The following is an 18,645-nucleotide window of genomic DNA, read 5'->3' on the forward strand; positions in this document are numbered from 1 at the left end:
GCAGTGTCCGGGAACCAGCCCACCGGGCGCACGGCCCCGGAGGCCCGCCTGCTCGTGGTGGACGACGAGCCGAACATCCGCGAACTGCTCTCCGCGAGCCTGCGCTACGCCGGGTTCGAGGTGGCCACGGCCGCCGACGGCCAGCAGGCCCTGTCGATGGCCGCCTCGTTCCACCCCGACCTGCTGGTGCTCGACGTGATGATGCCCGGGCTCGACGGCTTCGGCGTCGTCCGGCGCCTGCGCGAGACGGGCCGGCACACCCCGGTGCTGTTCCTGACCGCCCGGGACGCGCCGGAGGACAAGATCTCGGGGCTGACCCTCGGTGGCGACGACTACGTGACCAAGCCGTTCAGCCTGGACGAGGTCGTCGCCCGCATCCGGGCGGTGCTGCGGCGCACCAGCGGTGCGCAGCGCGCCGCCGAGGCGCCGCGGCTGACCTTCGCCGACATCGAGCTCGACGAGGAGACCCACGAGGTCATCAAGGCCGGGGAGGTCATCAGCCTCTCCCCCACCGAGTTCAAGCTGCTGCGCTACCTCATGGCCAACGCCGGGCGGGTGCTGTCGAAGGCGCAGATCCTCGACCACGTGTGGAACTACGACTTCAACGGTGAGGCCAACGTCGTGGAGTCCTACATCTCCTACCTGCGCCGGAAGATCGACACCACCGAGCCCCGCCTGCTCCAGACCATCCGCGGGGTCGGCTACACCCTCCGGCTGCCGCGCGGTACGTGAGCCGGGCACGACGCAGCCGCGTCCCGCTGCGGGTCACCCTGGTCGCTCTGCTGGTGGCCCTGGTGGCCGTCGCCCTGGCCGCGACCGGGTTCGCGGCGACGTCCCTGCTCAAGGACTACCTGCAGGACCAGCGCGACGCCGAGCTCGTCGCGGAGGCGCGCTACTACGACGACGCGCCCGGGCTCCTCGATGCCTGCATGGACCCACCACCCAGGCCGCAGCCGAACCGGACCTACGTCGCGTGCCTGGCGCCCGGCGACGACGCCCCGGTCGTCCTCGCCGGACCGGACCGGCGCGGCCTCGGCCTGCCCGAGCTGACGCCGTCCGTCGTCGACGGCCTCCGTGGCGGCGCCGGCCCCACCACCGTGGATTCCAGCGGCCGGACCACCTGGCGTGTGGCGGCGGAGGAGCTCCCCGCGGGGTGGACGGTCGTCGTCGGCAGCGACGGGGGCGGCGACGAGGCCGCCATCGGCCGCCTGGTCGCGATCGAGCTCGTCGTGGGGCTCATCGTCCTGACGCTCCTCGGCGCCGCCGGCTACCTGCTCGTCCGCAACTCGCTGCGGCCGCTGGCCGAGGTGGAGCGCACCGCCGCGGCCATCGCCGCGGGCGACCTCTCCCAGCGCGTGCCGGAGGGTGACGAGCGCACCGAGGTGGGGCGGCTGTCGACGGCGCTCAACGGGATGCTCGCCCGGATCGAGAGCGCCTTCCGCGCCCAGCAGGCGTCGGAGGAGCAGGCGCGGGGTTCCGAGCAGCGGATGCGCCGCTTCGTCGCCGACGCCAGCCACGAGCTGCGCACGCCGCTGACGTCGATCCGGGGCTTCGCCGAGCTGTACCGCCAGGGCGCCGCTCGCTCCGAGGAGGACGTCGCCCGGCTGATGCAGCGGATCGAGGCCGAGGGCGGCCGGATGGGCCTACTGGTCGAGGACCTGCTGCTGCTGGCCCGCATGGACCAGCAGCGACCGCTGGCGACGGCGCCGGTGGACCTGGCAGCGGTCGCCGGCGACGCCGTGCACGACGCGCGGGCGGTGCAGCCCGACCGGCCCATCGCGCTGCACCTCGACGAGTCGCTCACCGACGCGCCGGTGGTCCGCGGGGACGAGAGCCGGCTGCGCCAGGTGGTGGGCAACCTGGTGACCAACGCCCTCACGCACACGCCGCCGGGCACCCGGGTGCAGGTCTCGGTGGCGCAGGACCCGGCCCACGACGACGTGCTGCTGCTGCGCGTGGCCGACGACGGCCCGGGCATGGCCGCCGAGGACGCGGCGCGGGCGTTCGAGCGGTTCTACCGCGCGGACGCCTCCCGTACCCGCGCCGCGGGCGGGACCGGCCTCGGCCTGTCGATCGTCTCCTCGCTCGCCGCGGCCCACGGTGGCTCCGCCGATCTGCGCACCGCACCGGGCGCGGGTGTGACCGTCACCGTCCGCCTGCCCCGCGGCGGCCCGGACGGCGGCCCGGCCGGGGGTGCCGCGCGGCCGCGCTGAGCGGCCCTGGGACGATCCCGCGGTGACGACGAACGACGGCGGCCTCGACGGCGGGGCCCCTGACGCCGGGCTGCTGGCCGCGGCCGAGGACCTCGCTGCGGCGCTGCGCGAGCTGATCGAGCTCTCGGCGACCACCACCGCCGGGGCTGCCGAGGTGGCCTCCGCCGCCGAGCTGGTGCGGTCCGCCGCCGAGCGGATCGAGGGGCCGCGCCGGCCGCTGACCCAGCTGCCACCCCTGGACGACCGCGCGCGTGGCCGCCGGGTGTTCAACCCGGTGAGCGGTTCGGCCAGCGGCATCGCACCGCCGCTGCGCTTCGTCCGCGAGGACGGCGTCGTCTCCGCCGTGGCCACCCTCGGGGCGGCCTACGAGGGCCCGCCGACCTTCCTGCACGGCGGCATGAGCGCGCTGTTCATGGACCAGGTGCTCGGGGACACCGCCGCCGTCAACGGGCTGTGGGGCATGACCGCGCACCTGGAGCTGGACTACCGGGGGCCGGTGCCGCTCGGTCGGCCGCTGCGCTTCCGCGGCTGGGTCGAGGAGACGGTGGGCCGCAAGTCGGTCATCGCCGGCTCGATCGCGCTCGACGACGCGCCGGACCGGCCGCTCGTCGAGGCTCGGGGGGTGTTCGTCATGCCGCGGCCGGAAAAGCTGGCGGCCTACTTCGGCTCGGTCACCGACGTCTCCGGCACGCACCGCCCGCCGGGCAACGCCGGCGACGCCAACGCCGTCGAGCGGGGCTGAACGCCGTGCGCACCGACGTCGAGGTCGCCGCACTCGCCGCCCGGGCGGCGGCCGAGGCGCTGCTGCCGCTCCGCTCGTCGGGGCTGTCCGGCCGGCAGTTGGGCGACGTCGGGGACGCGGCCGGTCAGCGCGCGATCGCCGGCGTGCTCGCGGCCGAGCGGTCCGGTGACGCCGTCTTCAGCGAGGAGGCCACCGACGACGCCCGGCGGTTGTCGGCCGACCGGGTCTGGATCGTCGACCCGCTCGACGGCACCCGGGAGTACGGGGACCCCGAGCGCGCCGACTGGGCCGTGCACGTGGCGCTGTGGGTCCGGGGGGAGCTGTCGGCCGCCGCCGTCGCCCTGCCGGCGCTGGGCGAGGTGCACGTCACCGACCCGGCGCCCGCACTGCCCGCCCGCCCGGACGGACCGGTCCGGATCGCCGTCAGCCGGACCCGCCCGCCGGCCGAGGCCGAGGCGGTGGCCGCCGCGCTCGGTGGCCGGCTGGTCCCGCTGGGCTCGGCCGGGTACAAGACGCTGGCCGTCGTCCGCGGGGAGGTCGACGCCTACGTGCACTCCGGCGGCATGTACCAGTGGGACTCCGCCGCGCCGGTGGCGATCGCCCGCGCCGCGGGGCTGGTGACCTGCCGGCTCGACGGCTCCCCACTGGTCTACAACCGGCCCGATCCCTCGCTCCCGGACCTCGTCGTCAGCCGCCCGGAGCTGGCCGACCGGGTGCTGGCTGCGGCCGGCGCCGCGCGATAGCGGACACTGGACGGGAATCCCCACCATGCCGATCGGGTTTGTGCACGTCGAACCGGTCCCGAGTCCCTGGAGCTTCCGCGCGTGACGACCCCCGACTACCGGCTGAGCCAGCTGGAGACGCTGGAGGCCGAGTCCATCCACGTCCTCCGTGAGGTGGTCGCCGAGCTCGAGCGGCCGGTGCTGCTGTTCTCCGGCGGCAAGGACTCCATCGTGATGCTCGAGCTGGCCCGGAAGGCGTTCGCCCCGGCCCGCATCCCGTTCCCCGTCATGCACGTGGACACCGGGCTGAACTTCCCCGAGGTGCTGGAGTTCCGCGACAAGCGGGTGGCCGAGCTCGGCGTGCAGCTGGTCGTCGCCTCCGTGCCCGACGCGATCGCCGCGGGCACGGTCAAGGAGGAGCCCAACGGCTCGCGCAACCGGATCCAGACGCCGGTGCTGCTCGACGCGGTGGAGGAGCACGGTTTCACCGCGCTGTTCGGCGGCGCCCGCCGCGACGAGGACAAGGCCCGCGCGAAGGAGCGAGTCTTCTCCTTCCGCGACGAGTTCGGCCAGTGGGACCCGAAGAACCAGCGCCCCGAGCTCTGGGACCTCTACAACGGCCGCATCCATCTCGGCGAGTCGATCCGGGTCTTCCCGCTGTCGAACTGGACCGAGCTCGACATCTGGCAGTACATCGCCCACGAGCAGATCGCGATCCCGGAGCTGTACCTCGCGCAGGAGCGCGAGGTCGTGGAGCGCCAGGGCATGCTCTACGCGGTCAACGAGTTCATCCGGCCCCGCGACGGCGAGCAGGTCCGCCGGGAGAGCGTCCGCTACCGCACCGTCGGGGACGCCAACCTGACCGCGGCCGTGCCGTCCACCGCGACGACGGTCCACGAGGTCATCGCCGAGATCGCGGTGACCCGGATGACCGAGCGCGGGGCGACGCGGGGCGACGACAAGGTGAGCGACGCCGCCATGGAGGACCGGAAGAAGGAGGGCTACTTCTGATGCCCGCCCGCCTTCCGACGGCGGCGCCACAGGGCCACCAGCACGCGAGCCACCACGGCGAGCAGCACCAGGCCGGTGATCCAGCCCGCCACCTCCGGCGTGCCGGCGGGTTCACCGGCCACCAGCGTGCAGAGCCACTCGGTGGCCGCGAAGCCCACGACGTAGCCCACGACGACCACCATCAGCGCGGGCACCGCCGCGACCAGCACGAACATGCGGTCCTCTCCGGGGGGTCGGGTTCCAGCGTCCGCCCTCCCGCCGTCGCCTGCCAGGAGAACTCCCGATGACCCCCGTCGACAGCGCGGACACCGCCGCCCACACCCCGATCGACGTCCACTCCCCCGCCGCGGAGGCGGCCGCCGAGATCGCGACGGCGCGCAAGGACATCCTGCGGATCGCCACCGCCGGGTCGGTCGACGACGGCAAGAGCACCCTCATCGGCCGGCTGCTCTACGACAGCAAGGCCGTGTTCGAGGACCAGTACGAGGCGGTCGAGCGGGCCAGCGCCGGTGGCGACTACGTGAACCTGGCGCTGCTCACCGACGGGCTGCGCGCCGAGCGCGAACAGGGCATCACCATCGACGTCGCCTACCGGTACTTCGCCACCCCCCGGCGCACGTTCATCCTGGCCGACACCCCCGGCCACGTTCAGTACACGCGGAACATGGTCACCGGCGCCTCCACCGCCGACCTGGCGATCGTGCTGGTCGACGCCCGCAAGGGCATGGTCGAGCAGAGCCGCCGGCACGCGTTCCTCGCCTCGCTGCTGCGGGTGCCACACCTGGTCGTCGCGGTCAACAAGATGGACCTCGTCGACTGGTCGGAGGACGTCTACGAGTCCATCCGCGACGAGTTCACCGCCTTCGCCGCCAAGCTCGAGGTCCCCGACCTCACCGTCGTCCCGATCTCGGCGCTGCACGGCGACAACGTCGTCCGCCGGTCCGAGCACACCCCCTGGTACCAGGGCTCCTCGCTGCTGCACCACCTCGAGCACGTGCACGTCGCCAGCGACCGCAACCTCGTCGACGTCCGCTTCCCGGTGCAGTACGTGATCCGCCCGCAGTCCGACGCGCACCACGACTACCGGGGCTACGCCGGGACGGTCGCCAGCGGGGTGCTGCGGCCGGGGGACGAGGTGCAGGTGCTGCCCAGCGGGCTGACGACGACGATCGCCGGCATCGACGGCCCGCGCGGCCCGGTGGACGAGGCCTTCGCCCCGATGTCGGTGACCGTGCGGCTCGCCGACGATCTCGACGTCTCCCGCGGCGACCTGATCTGCCGGCCGGCGAACGCCCCGCACGTGGTCCAGGACCTCGACGCGCTGGTGTGCTGGATGACCGACGAGCCGCTGCGCCCGCGCCAGCGTCTGGCCGTCAAGCACACGACCCGCAGCGTGCGGGCGGTGGTGAAGGACGTGCAGTACCGGCTCGACGTCAACACGCTGCACCGCGAGCCGGAGATCGGCGAGCTCGGCCTCAACGACATCGGCCGGGTGCGGCTGCGCACCACCCAGCCGCTGTTCGTCGACGAGTACTCCCGCAACCGGGTGACCGGCCGGTTCATCCTCGTCGACGAGGCGACCAACGCCACGGTCGGCGCCGGGATGCTGGTCCCGGGCAGCTAGCGCAGGACCACCGGCAGCACCTCGAAGCCACGGAGGGTCTGCAGGTTCCGGCGCACCGGCCGGCCGGCCACCCGCAGGCCGGGGAAGCGCTCGCTCAGCGCCTGCAGACCGATGGCGCCCTCGAGCCGGGCCAGCCCCGCACCCAGGCAGTAGTGGATGCCGCCGGAGAAGGCCAGGTGCTCGCGGGCGTTGGCCCGGGTGATGTCGAAGCGCTGCGGGTCGGGGAAGACCTCGGGGTCCCGGTTGGCCGCGCCCAACAGGAGCGTGACCCGGGTGCCGGCGGCGACGGTGCGCCCGCCCAGCTCGACCTCCGCACGGGCCGACCGGCCGGTGAGCTGCACGGGGCTGTCGAGGCGGAGCACCTCCTCCACCGCGGCCTCCCAGCCGGCCGGCTCGGCGCGCAGCGCGTCCCACTGCCCACGGTGGGCGTCGAGCAGCACGACGGCGTTGCCGAGCAGGTTGACCGTCGTCTCGAACCCGGCGCCGAGGAGCAGCAGCACGGTGGCGTGCAGCTCCCGGTCGGTGAGGGCCTCCTCCGGCGGCAGCGTGACCAGCCGGCTGACCAGGTCCTCGCCGGGGTCCCGCCGCAGCCGCGCGAAGTGGTCGCCGAGGAACTCGTGCATGTCCCGCAGCGCTCGCTCCGCGACGAGGTAGCGGCGCAGCGGCAGGCCGGGGTCCAGCGTGGCCGCCGCCGCTGCGCCCCAGCGCAGGAAGTCCTCCCGGCGGGCGACGGGGACGCCCAGCAGATCGGCGATCACCAGGACCGGGAGCTGGGCGGCGTAGGCCTCGACCAGGTCGACGGTCCCGGCCCGGCGCGCCAGGTCGTCCAGCAGGCGCTCGGCGGTGCGCCGGATCGTCGGTTCGAACGCCGCCGTCGCCCGTGGCGTGAAGGCGCGGCTGACCAGCCGGCGGAAGCGGGTGTGGTCCGGCGGGTCGACGACCAGCATGGACGGCGGCTCGGCGACCCCGGCCGCCGCCGGGTCGTCGCCGAACCTCAGCGCCCAGCGGATCGTCCGGGGCGCACCCGAACGATCCCAACCGACGCCGAACCGGTCGCTGCGCAGCACCTGCTGGGCGACGGCGTGCGACGTCGTCACCAGGCCGAGGCTGCTGGCCGACAACGGCCCACGGGCACGGACCTGCTCGTACAGCCCGTAGGGCTGCTCACGCAGGGCGGGGTCGCGCATCAGGCGGCCGATCGGGTCGCCCCGGCGGGCGCTGCGGGAGAGGTAGACCGCCGGCAGACCGTGCCGGACGGCCCAGCGCGCCGCTGTCCGGGCGGGCCGGGTCAGCGGCCCCAGCGGACCGGTCACCGGGGCCGGTCGCGTCGCTGGTGTGGCGCTCATCACCGCAGTCTGTCAGCGCCCACCCCGACGCGGCACCGCCCCCGTCCCGGAGCGGGGCGGGGGCGGTGCGGAGATGCGGGGTCTCAGGCCTGGTCGGTCGGCGCCGGCGCGGCGCCCGGGTCGCCGTCCCAGTCCTTGCCCGCGACGTCGGCGTTCTCCGAGGCGCTGTCGGTCTGGCCCGCGACGGTCTCGATCATCTCCTCGTCGGAGACGTTCTCACCGGCAGCATGGGTGTTCGGCTCGCTCATCGCGCAGTCCCTTCCTTCGGCTGGCTTCCTCCTCGCCGGTCCCCGATCGGGGACCGTGGCAAACCAGCCGGTGGGTCACAGCCGGGGCGGCCGGAGCTCGAACCAGACCCGCTTGCCGTCGCGGTGGTCCTCGCAGCCCCACCGGTCGGCCAGCGCCTCGACCATGAGCATCCCGCGGCCGCGCGGCCGGTCGGCGGAGAACTGCTGGACGACCGGGCGGCGGGGCGAGCAGTCGACGACGGCCAGCCGCAGCCAGTCGTCGGAGAGCGTGGCCTCCAGGGTCAGGCAGTCGCTCCCGCCCACGTGGTCCACGACGTTGGCGACCAGTTCGGTGACCAGCAGCGCCGCTTCGCCGTGGTCCTGCCGGGCCCCCCACGCCTGGAGCAGCACACCCACCAGGCGACGGGCCCCCGGCACGCTGGCGGCGACCGGCGGCAGGTCCGTGCTCGCGGTGAGGGTCGACATGCTGGTGTCCGTTTCTGCCGGCGGTGGAAGCGGTGCCCCCGTGCCGCAGCAGCGGCCAGAGCCCTGCACGCGGATAAGTTGCGGGCAACTATCTACCGACGACGGCACATGCGCAACCCCTATTGCACCCCAGGTGTGTTGCGGCGATGCTCGTGCCGGTCGCGCCGTCGCGCGCGGCTGCCCGCCCCGCCCAGGAGAGGACCATGCGCGCGTCCGACCATTCCGCCGACGACGTGACGCTCCAGGCGCTCGAGCAGCTGATCACCTGTCTCGGCGCGAGCGTCGACGAGCTGCAGCGGGCTCAGGCCCGGGCCGAGCAGCTCCTGGCCGACCGCCGAGCGGGCCGCCCCTGGCTGGATCTGGTGACCGAGGAGGCCCGCCCCCTGGTCGTGGAGAGCGTCTCGTCGGTGCTGTCCGCACTCGCCGGCGCAGGACACGACTGGCGCCGGGAGGAGGCGGCGGCGCTGCGACGCGAGGAGGTGAGCATCAACCGGATCGCCGCCCTGTTCGGCGTCACCCGCCAGCGCATCTCCGCTCTCCTCCGCGAGTCCCGCGACGACCCGACCGCCTGACCTCCCCCGGGCGGTCGAGCGCACGACGTGCTCAGGGCAGCAGCGCGTCGATCGCCTTGTAGATGCGCTGCTCCGAGACCGGGCGCGGCGTGCCGACGCCCTGGGCGAACAACCCGACCCGCAGCTCCTCGACCATCCAGCGGATCCGCGTGACCGGGTCGTCGGGCGCTCCGGTCGGTGGCACCTGCCGCCGAAGCTGCTCGAACTCGGCCGTCACCGCGGCGACCTGCTGCATCCCCAGCTCGTCCCGGGCGGCGTTGGCCGGGAGCTTCTCCAGCCGACGGGACATGGCCGTGAGGTAGCGCACGACGTCGGGCAGCCGCCTGCGTCCGGTGGCGGCCACGAAGCCGCGGTGCAGGAGCCCGGTCATCTGCCGGCGCAGGTCGGCGACGGCCGCCTCCGGCACCCGGCGGGCCGGCGCGGCGCCGATCGCCACCGCCGTCTCCCGCGCCTGCGTGAGCACCGCCTCGACCCGGCCCACGGTGTCGGTGGTCAGGTGGAGCAGCTGCCCCTTCGCCGCCGCCACGAGCGCGTCGAAGGCCGCCTGATCGTGCGGCGGGCCACCGGCGGCGGCGATCAGCTCGTCGGCGGCGGCGTCCACGCAGTCGGCGACGAGGTCGGGGATCTCCCCGTCGGGGTTGAACTGCAGGGCCAGCCGGGTGGCCGGCCGGAGCCCCTTGACCACCTGCTTGACCGGCGAACCCGCGACCAGCACCAGCAGCCGCCGCGCCCCGCGCCAGGACAGCCGGGTGGCCTCGGCCTCGGTCGGCACCACGCGGACGCCGACGGTCGCGCCCTCGTCCACCAGCGCCGGGTACGCGGTCACCACGTGCGATCCGCGGCGCACCTCCACCGTCCGCGGCAGCGTGCCGACGTCCCAGGTGGTCAGACCGGTGCGTTCCAGCTCGGACGCGGCCCGCGCCAGGCTGGCCCGCGCCTGGGGGGCGACCTGCGCCTTCAGCGCCGCGAGGTCCTTGCCGGTGGCCAGCGGCCGGTGCTGGTCGTCGAGCACCCGGAACGTGGCGCGCAGGTGGTCGGGCACCTGGTCCGGCTGCCAGGCGTCGGGCGGGACGACCACGGCCGCCGCCCGCCGGAGCTCCCGCTCCAGGGCTGGCAGCAACGGCTCCCCGGGGTCGACGTTCGGCAGCACGGCCCGGACCCGGTCCGGGATCGGGACCAGGGCCCGGCGCAGCTGCTTGGGGAGCGTGCGCAGCAGCGCGGTCACCAGCTCCTCCCGCAGGCCGGGCACCGTGAAGGCCAGGGACTCCCCGGAGGTCCGCTGCGCGACGCTGTCGAGGACGCCGAGCGGCACGTCGACCGTCACGCCGTCCTCGGCCGCGCCGGGCGCGAAGGCGTAGGACAGCGGCAGGGTGAGCCCCTGGGTCAGGCGCACCTCGTCGGGGTAGTCGTCGGGGCGGACCTCGGCCGCGACGGCGGCGTTGGTCAGCATCTCCGGGGTGAAGGTGAGCAGCTCCGGCTGTCGGTGCCGGGCCTGCTTCCACCAGCGGTCGAAGTGCCGGGTGGAGACGACGTCGGCGGGGATGCGCGCGTCGTAGAGCTCGAACAGCGTCTCGTCGTCGACGGCGATGTCCCGCCGCCGGGCACGCTCCTCCAGCGCCGCCACCTGCTCGATGGCCCGCTGGTTCTCGGCCCAGAAGCGGTGATGGGTGGTCCACTCCCCCTGCACCAGCGCGTGCCGGATGAACAGCTCCCGGGAGACGACCGGGTCGATCGAGCCGTACTGCACCCGCCGGCCGACGACGAGCGGCAGCCCGTAGAGCGTGACCCGCTCGGTGGCGACGACGGAGCCGCGCTTGGCGTCCCACCGGGGCTCGGAGTACTGCCGCTTGACCAGGTGCTCGGCGAGCTTCTCCACGGTCTCGGGATCGATCCGTGCGACGGTGCGGGCGAACAGCCGGCTGGTCTCGACCAGCTCGGCGGCCACCACCCAGCGCGGCGGTTTCTTCGCGAGCGGGGTACCGGGAGCGATCACGAAGCGGGTGTTCCGGGTGCCCAGGTACTCGCGGCCGGGGCGCTTGTCCCCCTTCGCCTGCTCGACCTGGAGCCCGACGTGGGAGAGCAGCCCGGCCAGCAGGGCGGCGTGGATGCCCCGCTCGTCCGGCTCGGCGGCCGGCTCGCCGACCGTCATGCCGAGCCGCCGGGCGGTGCCGCGGAGCTGCCCGTGCAGGTCCTGCCACTCCCGGATGCGCAGGTAGTGCAGGAACTCCCGCTTGACCGTGCGGCGGAACTGGTTGCCGCTCAACGCGTCGGCCTGCTCGCCGAGGTACCGCCACAGGTTGAGCAGGGCCAGGAAGTCGGAGTTCTCGTCGGCGAACCGGGCGTGCATCTGGTCCGCGGCCTGCTGGTGCTCGGTCGGCCGCTCGCGCGGGTCCTGGATGGTCAGGCCCGCGGCGATGACGAGGACCTCGTCGAGCACGCCCCGCTTGTCGGCCTCGACCACCATCCGCGCCATCCGGGGGTCCAGCGGCAGCGCGGCCAGCGCCCGGCCGGTCTCGGTGAGCTTCCCGTGCTCGTCCAGGGCGTGCAGCTCCTCCAGCAGCGCCAGGCCGTCGGCGACGGCGCGGCGGTCGGGGGGATCCACGAACGGAAAGTCCTCGACGGCGCCCAGGTCCAGGGCGGCCATCTGGAGCAGCACCGAGGCCAGGTTGGTGCGCAGGATCTCCGGGTCGGTGAACTCCGGCCGGCTGTCGAAGTCGGCCTCGGTGTACAGCCGGATCGCGATGCCCGGGCCGAGCCGGCCGCACCGGCCGGAGCGCTGGCGGGCCGAGGCCTGGCTCACCGGCTCGATGGGCAGCCGCTGGACCTTGGTCCGATGGCTGTACCGGGAGATGCGGGCGGTGCCCGGGTCGATCACGTAGCGGATCCCCGGAACCGTCAGTGACGTCTCGGCCACGTTGGTCGAGAGCACGACCCGCCGTCCGGCGTGCGGCGCGAAGACCTTGTGCTGGTCGGCGGCCGACAGCCGCGAGTACAGCGGGACGACCTCCGTGCCCGGCATCGCGCGCTCGGCCAGGGCGTCCTGGGTGTCGCGGATCTCCCGCTCGCCCGCGAGGAAGACCAGGACGTCGCCCGGGCCCTCGGCCACCAGTTCGTCGACGGCGTCGAGGATCGCGCTGACCTGGTCGCGGTCGGGGTCGGCGTCCTCGTCGTCGGAGTCCACGACCGGTCGGTAGCGGACCTCGACCGGATAGGTGCGGCCGCTGACCTCGACCACCGGGGCGCCGGAGAAGTGTGCGGCCACCCGCTCGACGTCGATCGTCGCCGAGGTGATGACCAGCTTGAGGTCGGGCCGCTTCGGCAGCAGCTGGGCCAGGTAGCCCAGCAGGAAGTCGATGTTGAGGCTCCGCTCGTGGGCCTCGTCGAGGATGATCGTGTCGTACTGGCGGAGCAGCCGGTCGTGCGCGATCTCGGCGAGCAGCACGCCGTCGGTCATCAGCTTGACCAGCGTCGAGTCCGACACCTGGTCGTTGAACCGCATCTTGTAGCCGACGGCCTCGCCCAGCGGCGTGCCCAGCTCCTCGGCGATCCGCTCCGCGACGCTCCGGGCGGCGATGCGGCGCGGCTGGGTGTGCCCGATCCGCCCGCGCACGCCCCGCCCGAGCTCGAGGGCGATCTTGGGCAGCTGGGTCGTCTTGCCCGACCCGGTCTCGCCGGCCACGACGACGACCTGGGCGTCGCGCAGCGCCGCGGCGATGTCGTCCCGTCGCCCGCTGACCGGCAGGTCCTCGGGATAGCTGATCGCCGGGACGGCGGCGCGGCGGCGCGCGATCCGCTCCTCGGCGGCGGCGACGTCGGCCTCGATCCGCTCCCGCTGCCGCGCACGGGCCTGCGGGTCGCGCGTCTTCCGCAACCCGTCCAGGCGGCGGCGCAGCCGGTGCTCGTCGGCCAGGGTGAGGTCCGGAAGGCGATCCCGGAGGTCGTCGCGCGCCCGGACGGCGTCTGGCGGGGCACTCACGGGCGGGCTCGCGTTCCTCTCGGGTCGACAGGGGTACCGACGGGTCGCCCCACCGGGGACGACCAGGGGCCACCACCCAGGATCGCACTGCCGGGCGGCGACGCGGGCCAGGTGCCTCGAATCACCATCCGTGCACGGTGCAACTGGTTGCTTGCACTGCACAACGGGTTGTAGTGTGCACCTGTTTCCACCGTCCTTGGAGTCCCATGTCGCCCTCGTCCCCGGACGCGGCCTCCGGCGCCGATCGGCTCGCCGCCGTGGCTGCGCTCTCGGAGCAGCTCCCCCGGTTCATGCGGGTGGTGCACGCCCTGAAAGCCCAGCTCGCCGGCCCGGACTCGCGGGACCGCGCCGCCCTGGTGCTGCTCTTCCCACTGGCCCGGCAGGGTCCGCTCCGGCAGAGCGCACTCGCCGAGCTCGTGCACGCCGACCCCTCCACGGTCAGCCGGCACGTCGCCGCCCTCGTGGACGAGGGCCTGGTCCGCCGGGTGGCCGACGAGACCGACGGCCGCGCCAGCCGCCTGGTCGTCACCGAGGCCGGCCACGCGGCGCTGGACTCGCTGCGCGCCGAGCGGACGGCCCACCTCGAGCAGGTGACCGCCGACTGGGACCCGACCGACCTCGCCACGCTCACCACCCTCTTCGGGCGACTCGTCGACGACATCGCGGCCGGCCTGCCCGGAACCGCCGCGGAGCCCGCCCCCACGCGAACGACCACCGACCAGCCGAGAGAGAACCGATGAGCCAGTCCACCCGCACCACCGCGGCCGTCCGCCGGGACGCCCGCGCCGCGGCCGCCGCCCCGGATGCCGGCGGCAGCTTCACCCACCGGCAGATCGTCACGATCCTGGCCGGGCTCATGGTCGCGATGTTCCTGGCCGCGCTGGACCAGACCGTGGTGGCGACGGCGATCCGGACGATCGCCGACGACCTGCAGGGCTACGACCTCCAGGCCTGGGCGACGACGGCCTTCCTGATCACCTCCACGATCTCCACCCCGCTGTACGGGAAGCTCTCCGACATCTACGGACGACGGCCGTTCTACCTGTTCGCGATCCTCGTCTTCGTGGTCGGCTCGGCGCTGTGCGGCCTCGCCGACTCGATGTACCAGCTGGCCGCCTACCGGGCGGTCCAGGGCATCGGTGCCGGGGGCCTGATGTCGCTCGCGCTGGCGATCATCGGGGACATCGTCCCGCCGCGGCAGCGGTCGCGGTACCAGGGCTACTTCATGGCCGTCTTCGGCACCTCGAGCGTGCTCGGCCCGGTCATCGGGGGCTTCTTCGCCGGCCACGACTCGATCCTCGGCGTGGACGGCTGGCGCTGGATCTTCTGGATCAACGTGCCGCTCGGCGTGCTCGCCTTCGCCGCCGTGTGGCGGGTGCTGCACCTCCCGCACGAGCGCCGAGAGCACCGGATCGACTGGCCCGGCGCCCTGGCGCTGATCGCCTTCCTCGTCCCACTGCTGGTCGTGGCCGAGCAGGGCCGCACGTGGGGCTGGGCATCGTCGGGCGCCCTCACCTGCTACGTCATCGGCGCCATCGGCTTCGTGCTGTTCGTGCTGGCGGAGCGGGCGTACCGCGACGACGCGCTGCTGCCGCTGCGGCTGTTCCGCAACCGCAGCTTCGCCGTCAGCGGCATCGGCAGCGCGGTCATGGGCGCCGGCATGTTCGGCGGCCTGCTGCTGCTCCCGCAGTACCTGCAGATCGTGCAGGGCTCCAGCGCCACGGTCGCCGGCCTGCAGATGATCCCGCTCGTGGGCGGCATCATGGTCGGGGCGCTGAGCTCGGGCATCGCCATCTCGAAGACCGGCAGGTACAAGGTGTTCCCGCTGGTCGGCATCGCCCTGATGGTGGTCGCGCTGCTGTCGCTGTCCTTCCTCGTCGGCGCCGACACCTCCATCCTGGTGCTGATGCCGTTCATGGTCCTGCTGGGCCTGGGGCTCGGGTTCAACTTCCAGCCGGTGATCCTCGCCGTCCAGAACGCCGTCTCCCCCCGGGAGATGGGCGTGGCCACCTCGTCGGTGACCTTCTTCCGCCAGATGGGCGGCACGATCGGGACGGCGGCCTTCCTGTCGATCCTGTTCACCCGGCTGCCCCAGGACATCGGGGACGCCGTCCAGGAGACGGTGCGGGCGAACCCGGAGCTGGCGCCGCAGTTCCAGCAGCTGGGCGCCGGCAGCGGTGACATCCTCGACGACACCTCTTTCATCCAGGAGCTACCCGCCGCCCTGGCCGAGCCGTTCAAGGTCGGCTTCTCGAACTCGATCGACCTGGTGTTCCTCATCGCCGCCGGCGTCGTGGCGATCGGGTTCTTCGTCTTCCTGTTCCTGCCGGAGCTGGCGCTGAGCGACAAGTCCGGCATCCAGGCCCGGCAGGGCGCGGCGGCCGGGACGGCGACGAGCGACCCGGACGACCCGGCCGAGGAGGCGACCGAGGCCGTCGGCGCCGCGGCCCCGACCTCCGTGCCCCCGCCGGTGGGCCAGCCGGGCGACCGCCCCGACGCGCCCCGCTGATCACCCACCCCGGGGACGCCCCTCGGCGGCACACCGACGGCCCCTCCCGGCACCCGGAGGGGCCGTCGTGCGCCTGAGCTCAGGCCAGCGGCCGACCGGGCCTGACGAGGTCGACTCGTGCGTGAGCGTTCGGGTTCTGCGGTGAGGCGGGGGAGGATGAGGATCTCGGTGCCGTCGGGCCGGTAGGCGTGCCATCGGCCGCTGGTATCTCGTTCGATCCGGAAGCCGTGGTGGACCTTGGTGTGGTGGCGTTCGCACAGCAGCCCTGAGTTCTCCAGCGAGGTCTCTCCGCCGTCGGCCCAGTGCACGAGGTGGTGGACGTCGCACCAGGAGGCGGGGGCGTCGCAGCCGGCGAACACGCATCCCCGGTCGCGGTACTCCACCGCGCGGCGCAGGGCCGGCGGGACCACCCGGTGCCGGCGGCCCAGGTCCAGGAGCTCGCCGTCGGGGCCGATGACGATCCGGGAGACGTTGCCGTCACACGCCAGCCACCGGGCGCGGGCGGCGGAGATCGTCGCCCCGAACCCGGTGGTGGCCGCGCCCGGTCCGGTGGCGGGGTCGACCAGGTCGGTGAGGTCGATCCGGACGATGACGTGCGGCTTGTGGGTGCGCAGAACCGGCAGGGCGCCCGAGGCGAGCTGGTTGTCGCACAGCTGGACCAGGGCGTCGGCGGACTGCTGGGCGCGGGTGCGCGTGTCCCCGGCCGGGCGGGATGCCTGCACGATCGACTCCACCGCGGCCTGGAACTTCTCACCGCCGACGGCATCCAGGTCGAACCGGCCGGTAATGCTGCCGTCGGCGTGCCGGACCACCACCAGCGACCGGCCCTCGGTCGGATCGGGTTCGGGGCCGTCGGGGTCGAGCCGGGCCAGGTAGTGCTGCACCACCTGGCGCAGTTCGTCCAGCGGGCGGGCCGCGGCCACCTCGGCCAACGTCGCGTCGACCCCGGCCAGCTCCACGTCCTGCGCCTGCGCGGCCGCCACGTTCCGCGGTGCGGCGACCGGGGCGATCACCGCGACCTGCTCGGCGGTGATCGCGCCCACGGCGGCGGCCTCGGCCACCGCCGGCAGCTCGGCGAGCGCCCGTCCGGAGCGCACCATCCGCGACGCCGCCGCGGGGGACAGCCGGGCGTGCCCGCGCAGCCAGGAGGTCATCGCCTTCTGCCCGTCGTGCTCGGCGGCGGAGGTGACCTCGCACTCCCGCACCGTGCGGGTGACCTCCGCCGCCAGCCGGTTCTGCGCGGTCAGCAGCGGCCGCAGCCGGTCGAGCAGCTGTGAGCCGAACCGACCGGACAGGTCCTCGGCCGCCAGGTCGTCCAGCGCGGCCGTCAACCGATCCAGCGCATCACCCGCAGCCGTCGAACGCACGTACGAAGACTACCGGGATCGATCTCTGCCGACAACCCGAAACCGCAGGTCAACGCCGTGAAACGCCGCCGAAGCGCAGGGCAGCGATCGCATTCACTGGCCGGACACCCGCAGCGGGCATCGGGTGTCTCCCGCCCTCAGGGCTGGAAGACCGCGCGCACGCAGCCGTCCTCCTTCTCCTTGAACATCCGGTAGCCGCGGGGGGCCTCGGCGAGCGGCATGACGTGCGTGGCCAGGTGCTCGGTGACCAGCTCGTCGCGCTGCATGCGCTCGAGCAACTCCGGGATGTAGCGCTGGGCGTGGACCTGCGCGCCGCGCAGCGTCAGCCCCTTGTTCATCGCCGCCCCGAGCGGGAACTTGTCCACCATCGCGGCGAACACCCCGAGGGTGAACACGCTCCCGCCCTTGCGGCAAGCCATGATCGCCTCGCGCACCGCCGTCGGCCGGTCGGTCTGCAGCCGCAGCTGCTGCTTGACCTGGTCGTAGATCCCGGGCGCACCGGGGGCGTGCGCCTCCATCCCGACGGCCTCGATGCAGACGTCCGGGCCCCGCCCGCCGGTGCGCTCGCGAAGCTCCGCGACGACGTCGGTGGCCGTGTAGTCCACCGCCTCGGCGCCCACGTGATCGCGCACCTGCGCCAGGCGCTCGGGGATCCGGTCGATGACGACCACCTGCGCGGCGCCCAGCAGCATCGCTGCGCGCGCGGCCATCTGGCCCACCCCGCCGGCGCCCCAGACCGCGACGACGTCACCGGGCCGGGTGCCCCCGAGGTGCGCGCCCATCCACCCGGTCGAGGCGGCGTCGGAGGCGAACAGTGCACGGGTGTCCGAGACGCCCTCGGGCACGACGAAGGTGCCGACGTCGGCATAGGGCACCCGCATGTACTCGGCGTGGCTGCCGGCGTAGCCCCCCATGGCGTGCGAGTAGCCGAAGCAGCCACCGGGGCTCTGACCCCACAGCCCCTCGGTGATCCCCGGGTCCGGGTTGCCGTTGTCGCACAGCGAGAAGAGCTCCTGCCGGCAGTACCAGCAGTTGCCGCAGGCGGCGAACGGCGCGACGACGACGCGGTCGCCGACCTTCCGGTGCTTCACGGCCTTGCCGACCTCGGCGACGTCGCCGATGAACTCGTGGCCCAGGACGTCACCGGCCCGCATGAACGGGATGTACCCGCCGAGCAGGTGCAGGTCGGTGCCGCAGGTGACGCTCTGCCGGATCTCCAGGATCACGTCGTGGTCGTTGAGGATCCGCGGTTCGGGGACGTCCTCCACCGACACCTCGTCCACCCCGGTCCAGGTCGCCGCCTTCACAGCACGCCCTCCTCGTCCGCCCGCTCCGTCATCCCCGCGAGCGCGGCACCCTGCGGCGTCGGCTCGCGGTGGCCGTGCGGCTGCGGGTCGACCCGGAGGACCTCACCGGTCTCGAGCCGCTGCTTGGCCTCCCGCAGCGCGGCGCGCAGCTCACCGATCTCCTCGTCCGACGGCGTCCCGCGGAACCGCGCCGCGAGCTCGGTGCCCTTCTCGCCAGGGGCCGCCCCGACACGCACCTCGACGCGGTCGCCGAACCGGTCCAGCGGAGGCGGCGGCGCCTCGGGGGTCCCGACACGGTCCGGGGACCGGAGCACGGTGACCGCGCGCCAGCGCCGGGCTGCGGTGGCCGGGTCGTCGGTGACCGACGCCTGGCCCACCCCCGGCAGGCGGACGTGCTGCAGCGTGCCCAGCAGGGCGCTCCCCGCACGGCTGGCGATGGCTCGTAGTTCCACGCGTGCTCCTCGGTCGACGGCGGGGTCGGGACCTACCCCTGCCAGGCCGTCGGGGAACCGGCCTAGTGTGAGGTGGTTCGCACCCGCCGAA

Annotated in this window: 16 protein-coding genes and 1 pseudogene; 9 read left to right on the forward strand and 8 right to left on the reverse strand. The window is 74.0% G+C overall.

The genetic code is table 11. The features are described from left to right. The first annotated feature begins 3 nt into the window (after positions 1–3). From ABDB74_RS18795 to cysD, 5 genes are all read left to right on the forward strand, one after another. On the forward strand, positions 4–732 hold the full coding sequence (locus ABDB74_RS18795; protein WP_346620283.1) for a response regulator transcription factor: 729 nt from the start codon (positions 4–6) through the stop codon (positions 730–732). Next, the gene (locus ABDB74_RS18800) at positions 729–2,213 is read left to right on the forward strand and encodes a HAMP domain-containing sensor histidine kinase (protein WP_346620285.1); all 1,485 of its coding nucleotides are present in this window, start codon (positions 729–731) and stop codon (positions 2,211–2,213) included. Before ABDB74_RS18795 ends, ABDB74_RS18800 begins: the two co-directional genes overlap by 4 nt. A gap of 22 nt (positions 2,214–2,235) precedes the next feature. Then, positions 2,236–2,955 carry a PaaI family thioesterase gene (locus ABDB74_RS18805; protein ID WP_346620286.1) on the forward strand — a complete coding sequence of 240 codons (720 nt, stop codon included), beginning with the start codon at positions 2,236–2,238 and terminating at the stop codon, positions 2,953–2,955. 5 nt (positions 2,956–2,960) lie between these two features. Then, positions 2,961–3,698 carry an inositol monophosphatase family protein gene (locus ABDB74_RS18810; RefSeq protein ID WP_346620287.1) on the forward strand — a complete coding sequence of 246 codons (738 nt, stop codon included), beginning with the start codon at positions 2,961–2,963 and terminating at the stop codon, positions 3,696–3,698. 81 nt (positions 3,699–3,779) lie between these two features. Next, entirely contained in the window at positions 3,780–4,688 is a 909-nt protein-coding gene (cysD, locus tag ABDB74_RS18815) for a sulfate adenylyltransferase subunit CysD (protein WP_346620288.1), read from the forward strand. Here cysD and ABDB74_RS18820 read toward each other — a convergent pair. After that, positions 4,679–4,903: a hypothetical protein gene (locus ABDB74_RS18820; RefSeq protein ID WP_346620290.1), complete on the reverse strand. Its 225-nt coding sequence runs from the start codon at positions 4,901–4,903 to the stop codon at positions 4,679–4,681. The two genes, cysD and ABDB74_RS18820, sit on opposite strands and share 10 nt — an antisense overlap. A 68-nt stretch (positions 4,904–4,971) precedes the next feature. Between ABDB74_RS18820 and ABDB74_RS18825 the strand changes: the two genes are divergently transcribed. After that, the gene (locus ABDB74_RS18825) at positions 4,972–6,312 is read left to right on the forward strand and encodes a GTP-binding protein (protein ID WP_346620292.1); all 1,341 of its coding nucleotides are present in this window, start codon (positions 4,972–4,974) and stop codon (positions 6,310–6,312) included. Here the strand turns inward: ABDB74_RS18825 and ABDB74_RS18830 are convergent. From ABDB74_RS18830 to ABDB74_RS18840, 3 genes are all read right to left on the reverse strand, one after another. Next, a complete protein-coding gene (locus ABDB74_RS18830; RefSeq protein ID WP_346620293.1) occupies positions 6,309–7,658 on the reverse strand; it encodes a cytochrome P450 in 1,350 nt (449 codons plus the stop codon). The two genes, ABDB74_RS18825 and ABDB74_RS18830, sit on opposite strands and share 4 nt — an antisense overlap. Positions 7,659–7,741: 83 nt before the next feature. After that, positions 7,742–7,906 (reverse strand): hypothetical protein, encoded by a 165-nt coding sequence (locus tag ABDB74_RS18835; RefSeq protein WP_346620294.1) that lies wholly within the window; start codon positions 7,904–7,906, stop codon positions 7,742–7,744. A 75-nt stretch (positions 7,907–7,981) separates the two neighbouring features. Then, the gene (locus ABDB74_RS18840) at positions 7,982–8,371 is read right to left on the reverse strand and encodes an ATP-binding protein (protein ID WP_346620296.1); all 390 of its coding nucleotides are present in this window, start codon (positions 8,369–8,371) and stop codon (positions 7,982–7,984) included. A gap of 203 nt (positions 8,372–8,574) precedes the next feature. Here ABDB74_RS18840 and ABDB74_RS18845 point away from each other — a divergent pair, with 203 nt between their 5' ends. Next, complete coding sequence (locus ABDB74_RS18845; RefSeq protein ID WP_346620297.1) at positions 8,575–8,943, forward strand: hypothetical protein; 369 nt, start codon at positions 8,575–8,577, stop codon at positions 8,941–8,943. A gap of 31 nt (positions 8,944–8,974) precedes the next feature. Here ABDB74_RS18845 and hrpA read toward each other — a convergent pair whose 3' ends face one another. Beyond that, complete coding sequence (gene hrpA, locus ABDB74_RS18850) at positions 8,975–12,919, reverse strand: ATP-dependent RNA helicase HrpA (protein WP_346620298.1); 3,945 nt, start codon at positions 12,917–12,919, stop codon at positions 8,975–8,977. A gap of 206 nt (positions 12,920–13,125) precedes the next feature. On the opposite strand from hrpA, the gene ABDB74_RS18855 reads away from it, so the two are divergent. After that, positions 13,126–13,659 carry a MarR family transcriptional regulator gene (locus ABDB74_RS18855; RefSeq protein ID WP_346620300.1) on the forward strand — a complete coding sequence of 178 codons (534 nt, stop codon included), beginning with the start codon at positions 13,126–13,128 and terminating at the stop codon, positions 13,657–13,659. Further along, the gene (locus ABDB74_RS18860) at positions 13,656–15,428 is read left to right on the forward strand and encodes an MDR family MFS transporter (RefSeq protein WP_346620302.1); all 1,773 of its coding nucleotides are present in this window, start codon (positions 13,656–13,658) and stop codon (positions 15,426–15,428) included. The genes ABDB74_RS18855 and ABDB74_RS18860 overlap by 4 nt, the downstream gene beginning before the upstream one ends. 239 nt (positions 15,429–15,667) lie before the next feature. Here the strand turns inward: ABDB74_RS18860 and ABDB74_RS18865 are convergent. From ABDB74_RS18865 to ABDB74_RS18875, 3 genes and pseudogenes are all read right to left on the reverse strand, one after another. Beyond that, a pseudogene (locus ABDB74_RS18865) lies at positions 15,668–16,795 on the reverse strand (DUF222 domain-containing protein); the annotation flags it as partial. A gap of 137 nt (positions 16,796–16,932) precedes the next feature. Then, the gene (locus ABDB74_RS18870) at positions 16,933–18,102 is read right to left on the reverse strand and encodes a zinc-dependent alcohol dehydrogenase (protein WP_346620303.1); all 1,170 of its coding nucleotides are present in this window, start codon (positions 18,100–18,102) and stop codon (positions 16,933–16,935) included. Continuing rightward, positions 18,099–18,554, reverse strand: coding sequence for a hypothetical protein (locus tag ABDB74_RS18875; RefSeq protein WP_346620304.1), 456 nt, complete (start codon positions 18,552–18,554; stop codon positions 18,099–18,101). The genes ABDB74_RS18870 and ABDB74_RS18875 overlap by 4 nt, the downstream gene beginning before the upstream one ends. Positions 18,555–18,645 lie beyond the last annotated feature (91 nt).

Origin of the sequence: Blastococcus sp. HT6-4 (assembly GCF_039679125.1) — a bacterium.
Taxonomy (GTDB): domain Bacteria; phylum Actinomycetota; class Actinomycetes; order Mycobacteriales; family Geodermatophilaceae; genus Blastococcus; species Blastococcus montanus.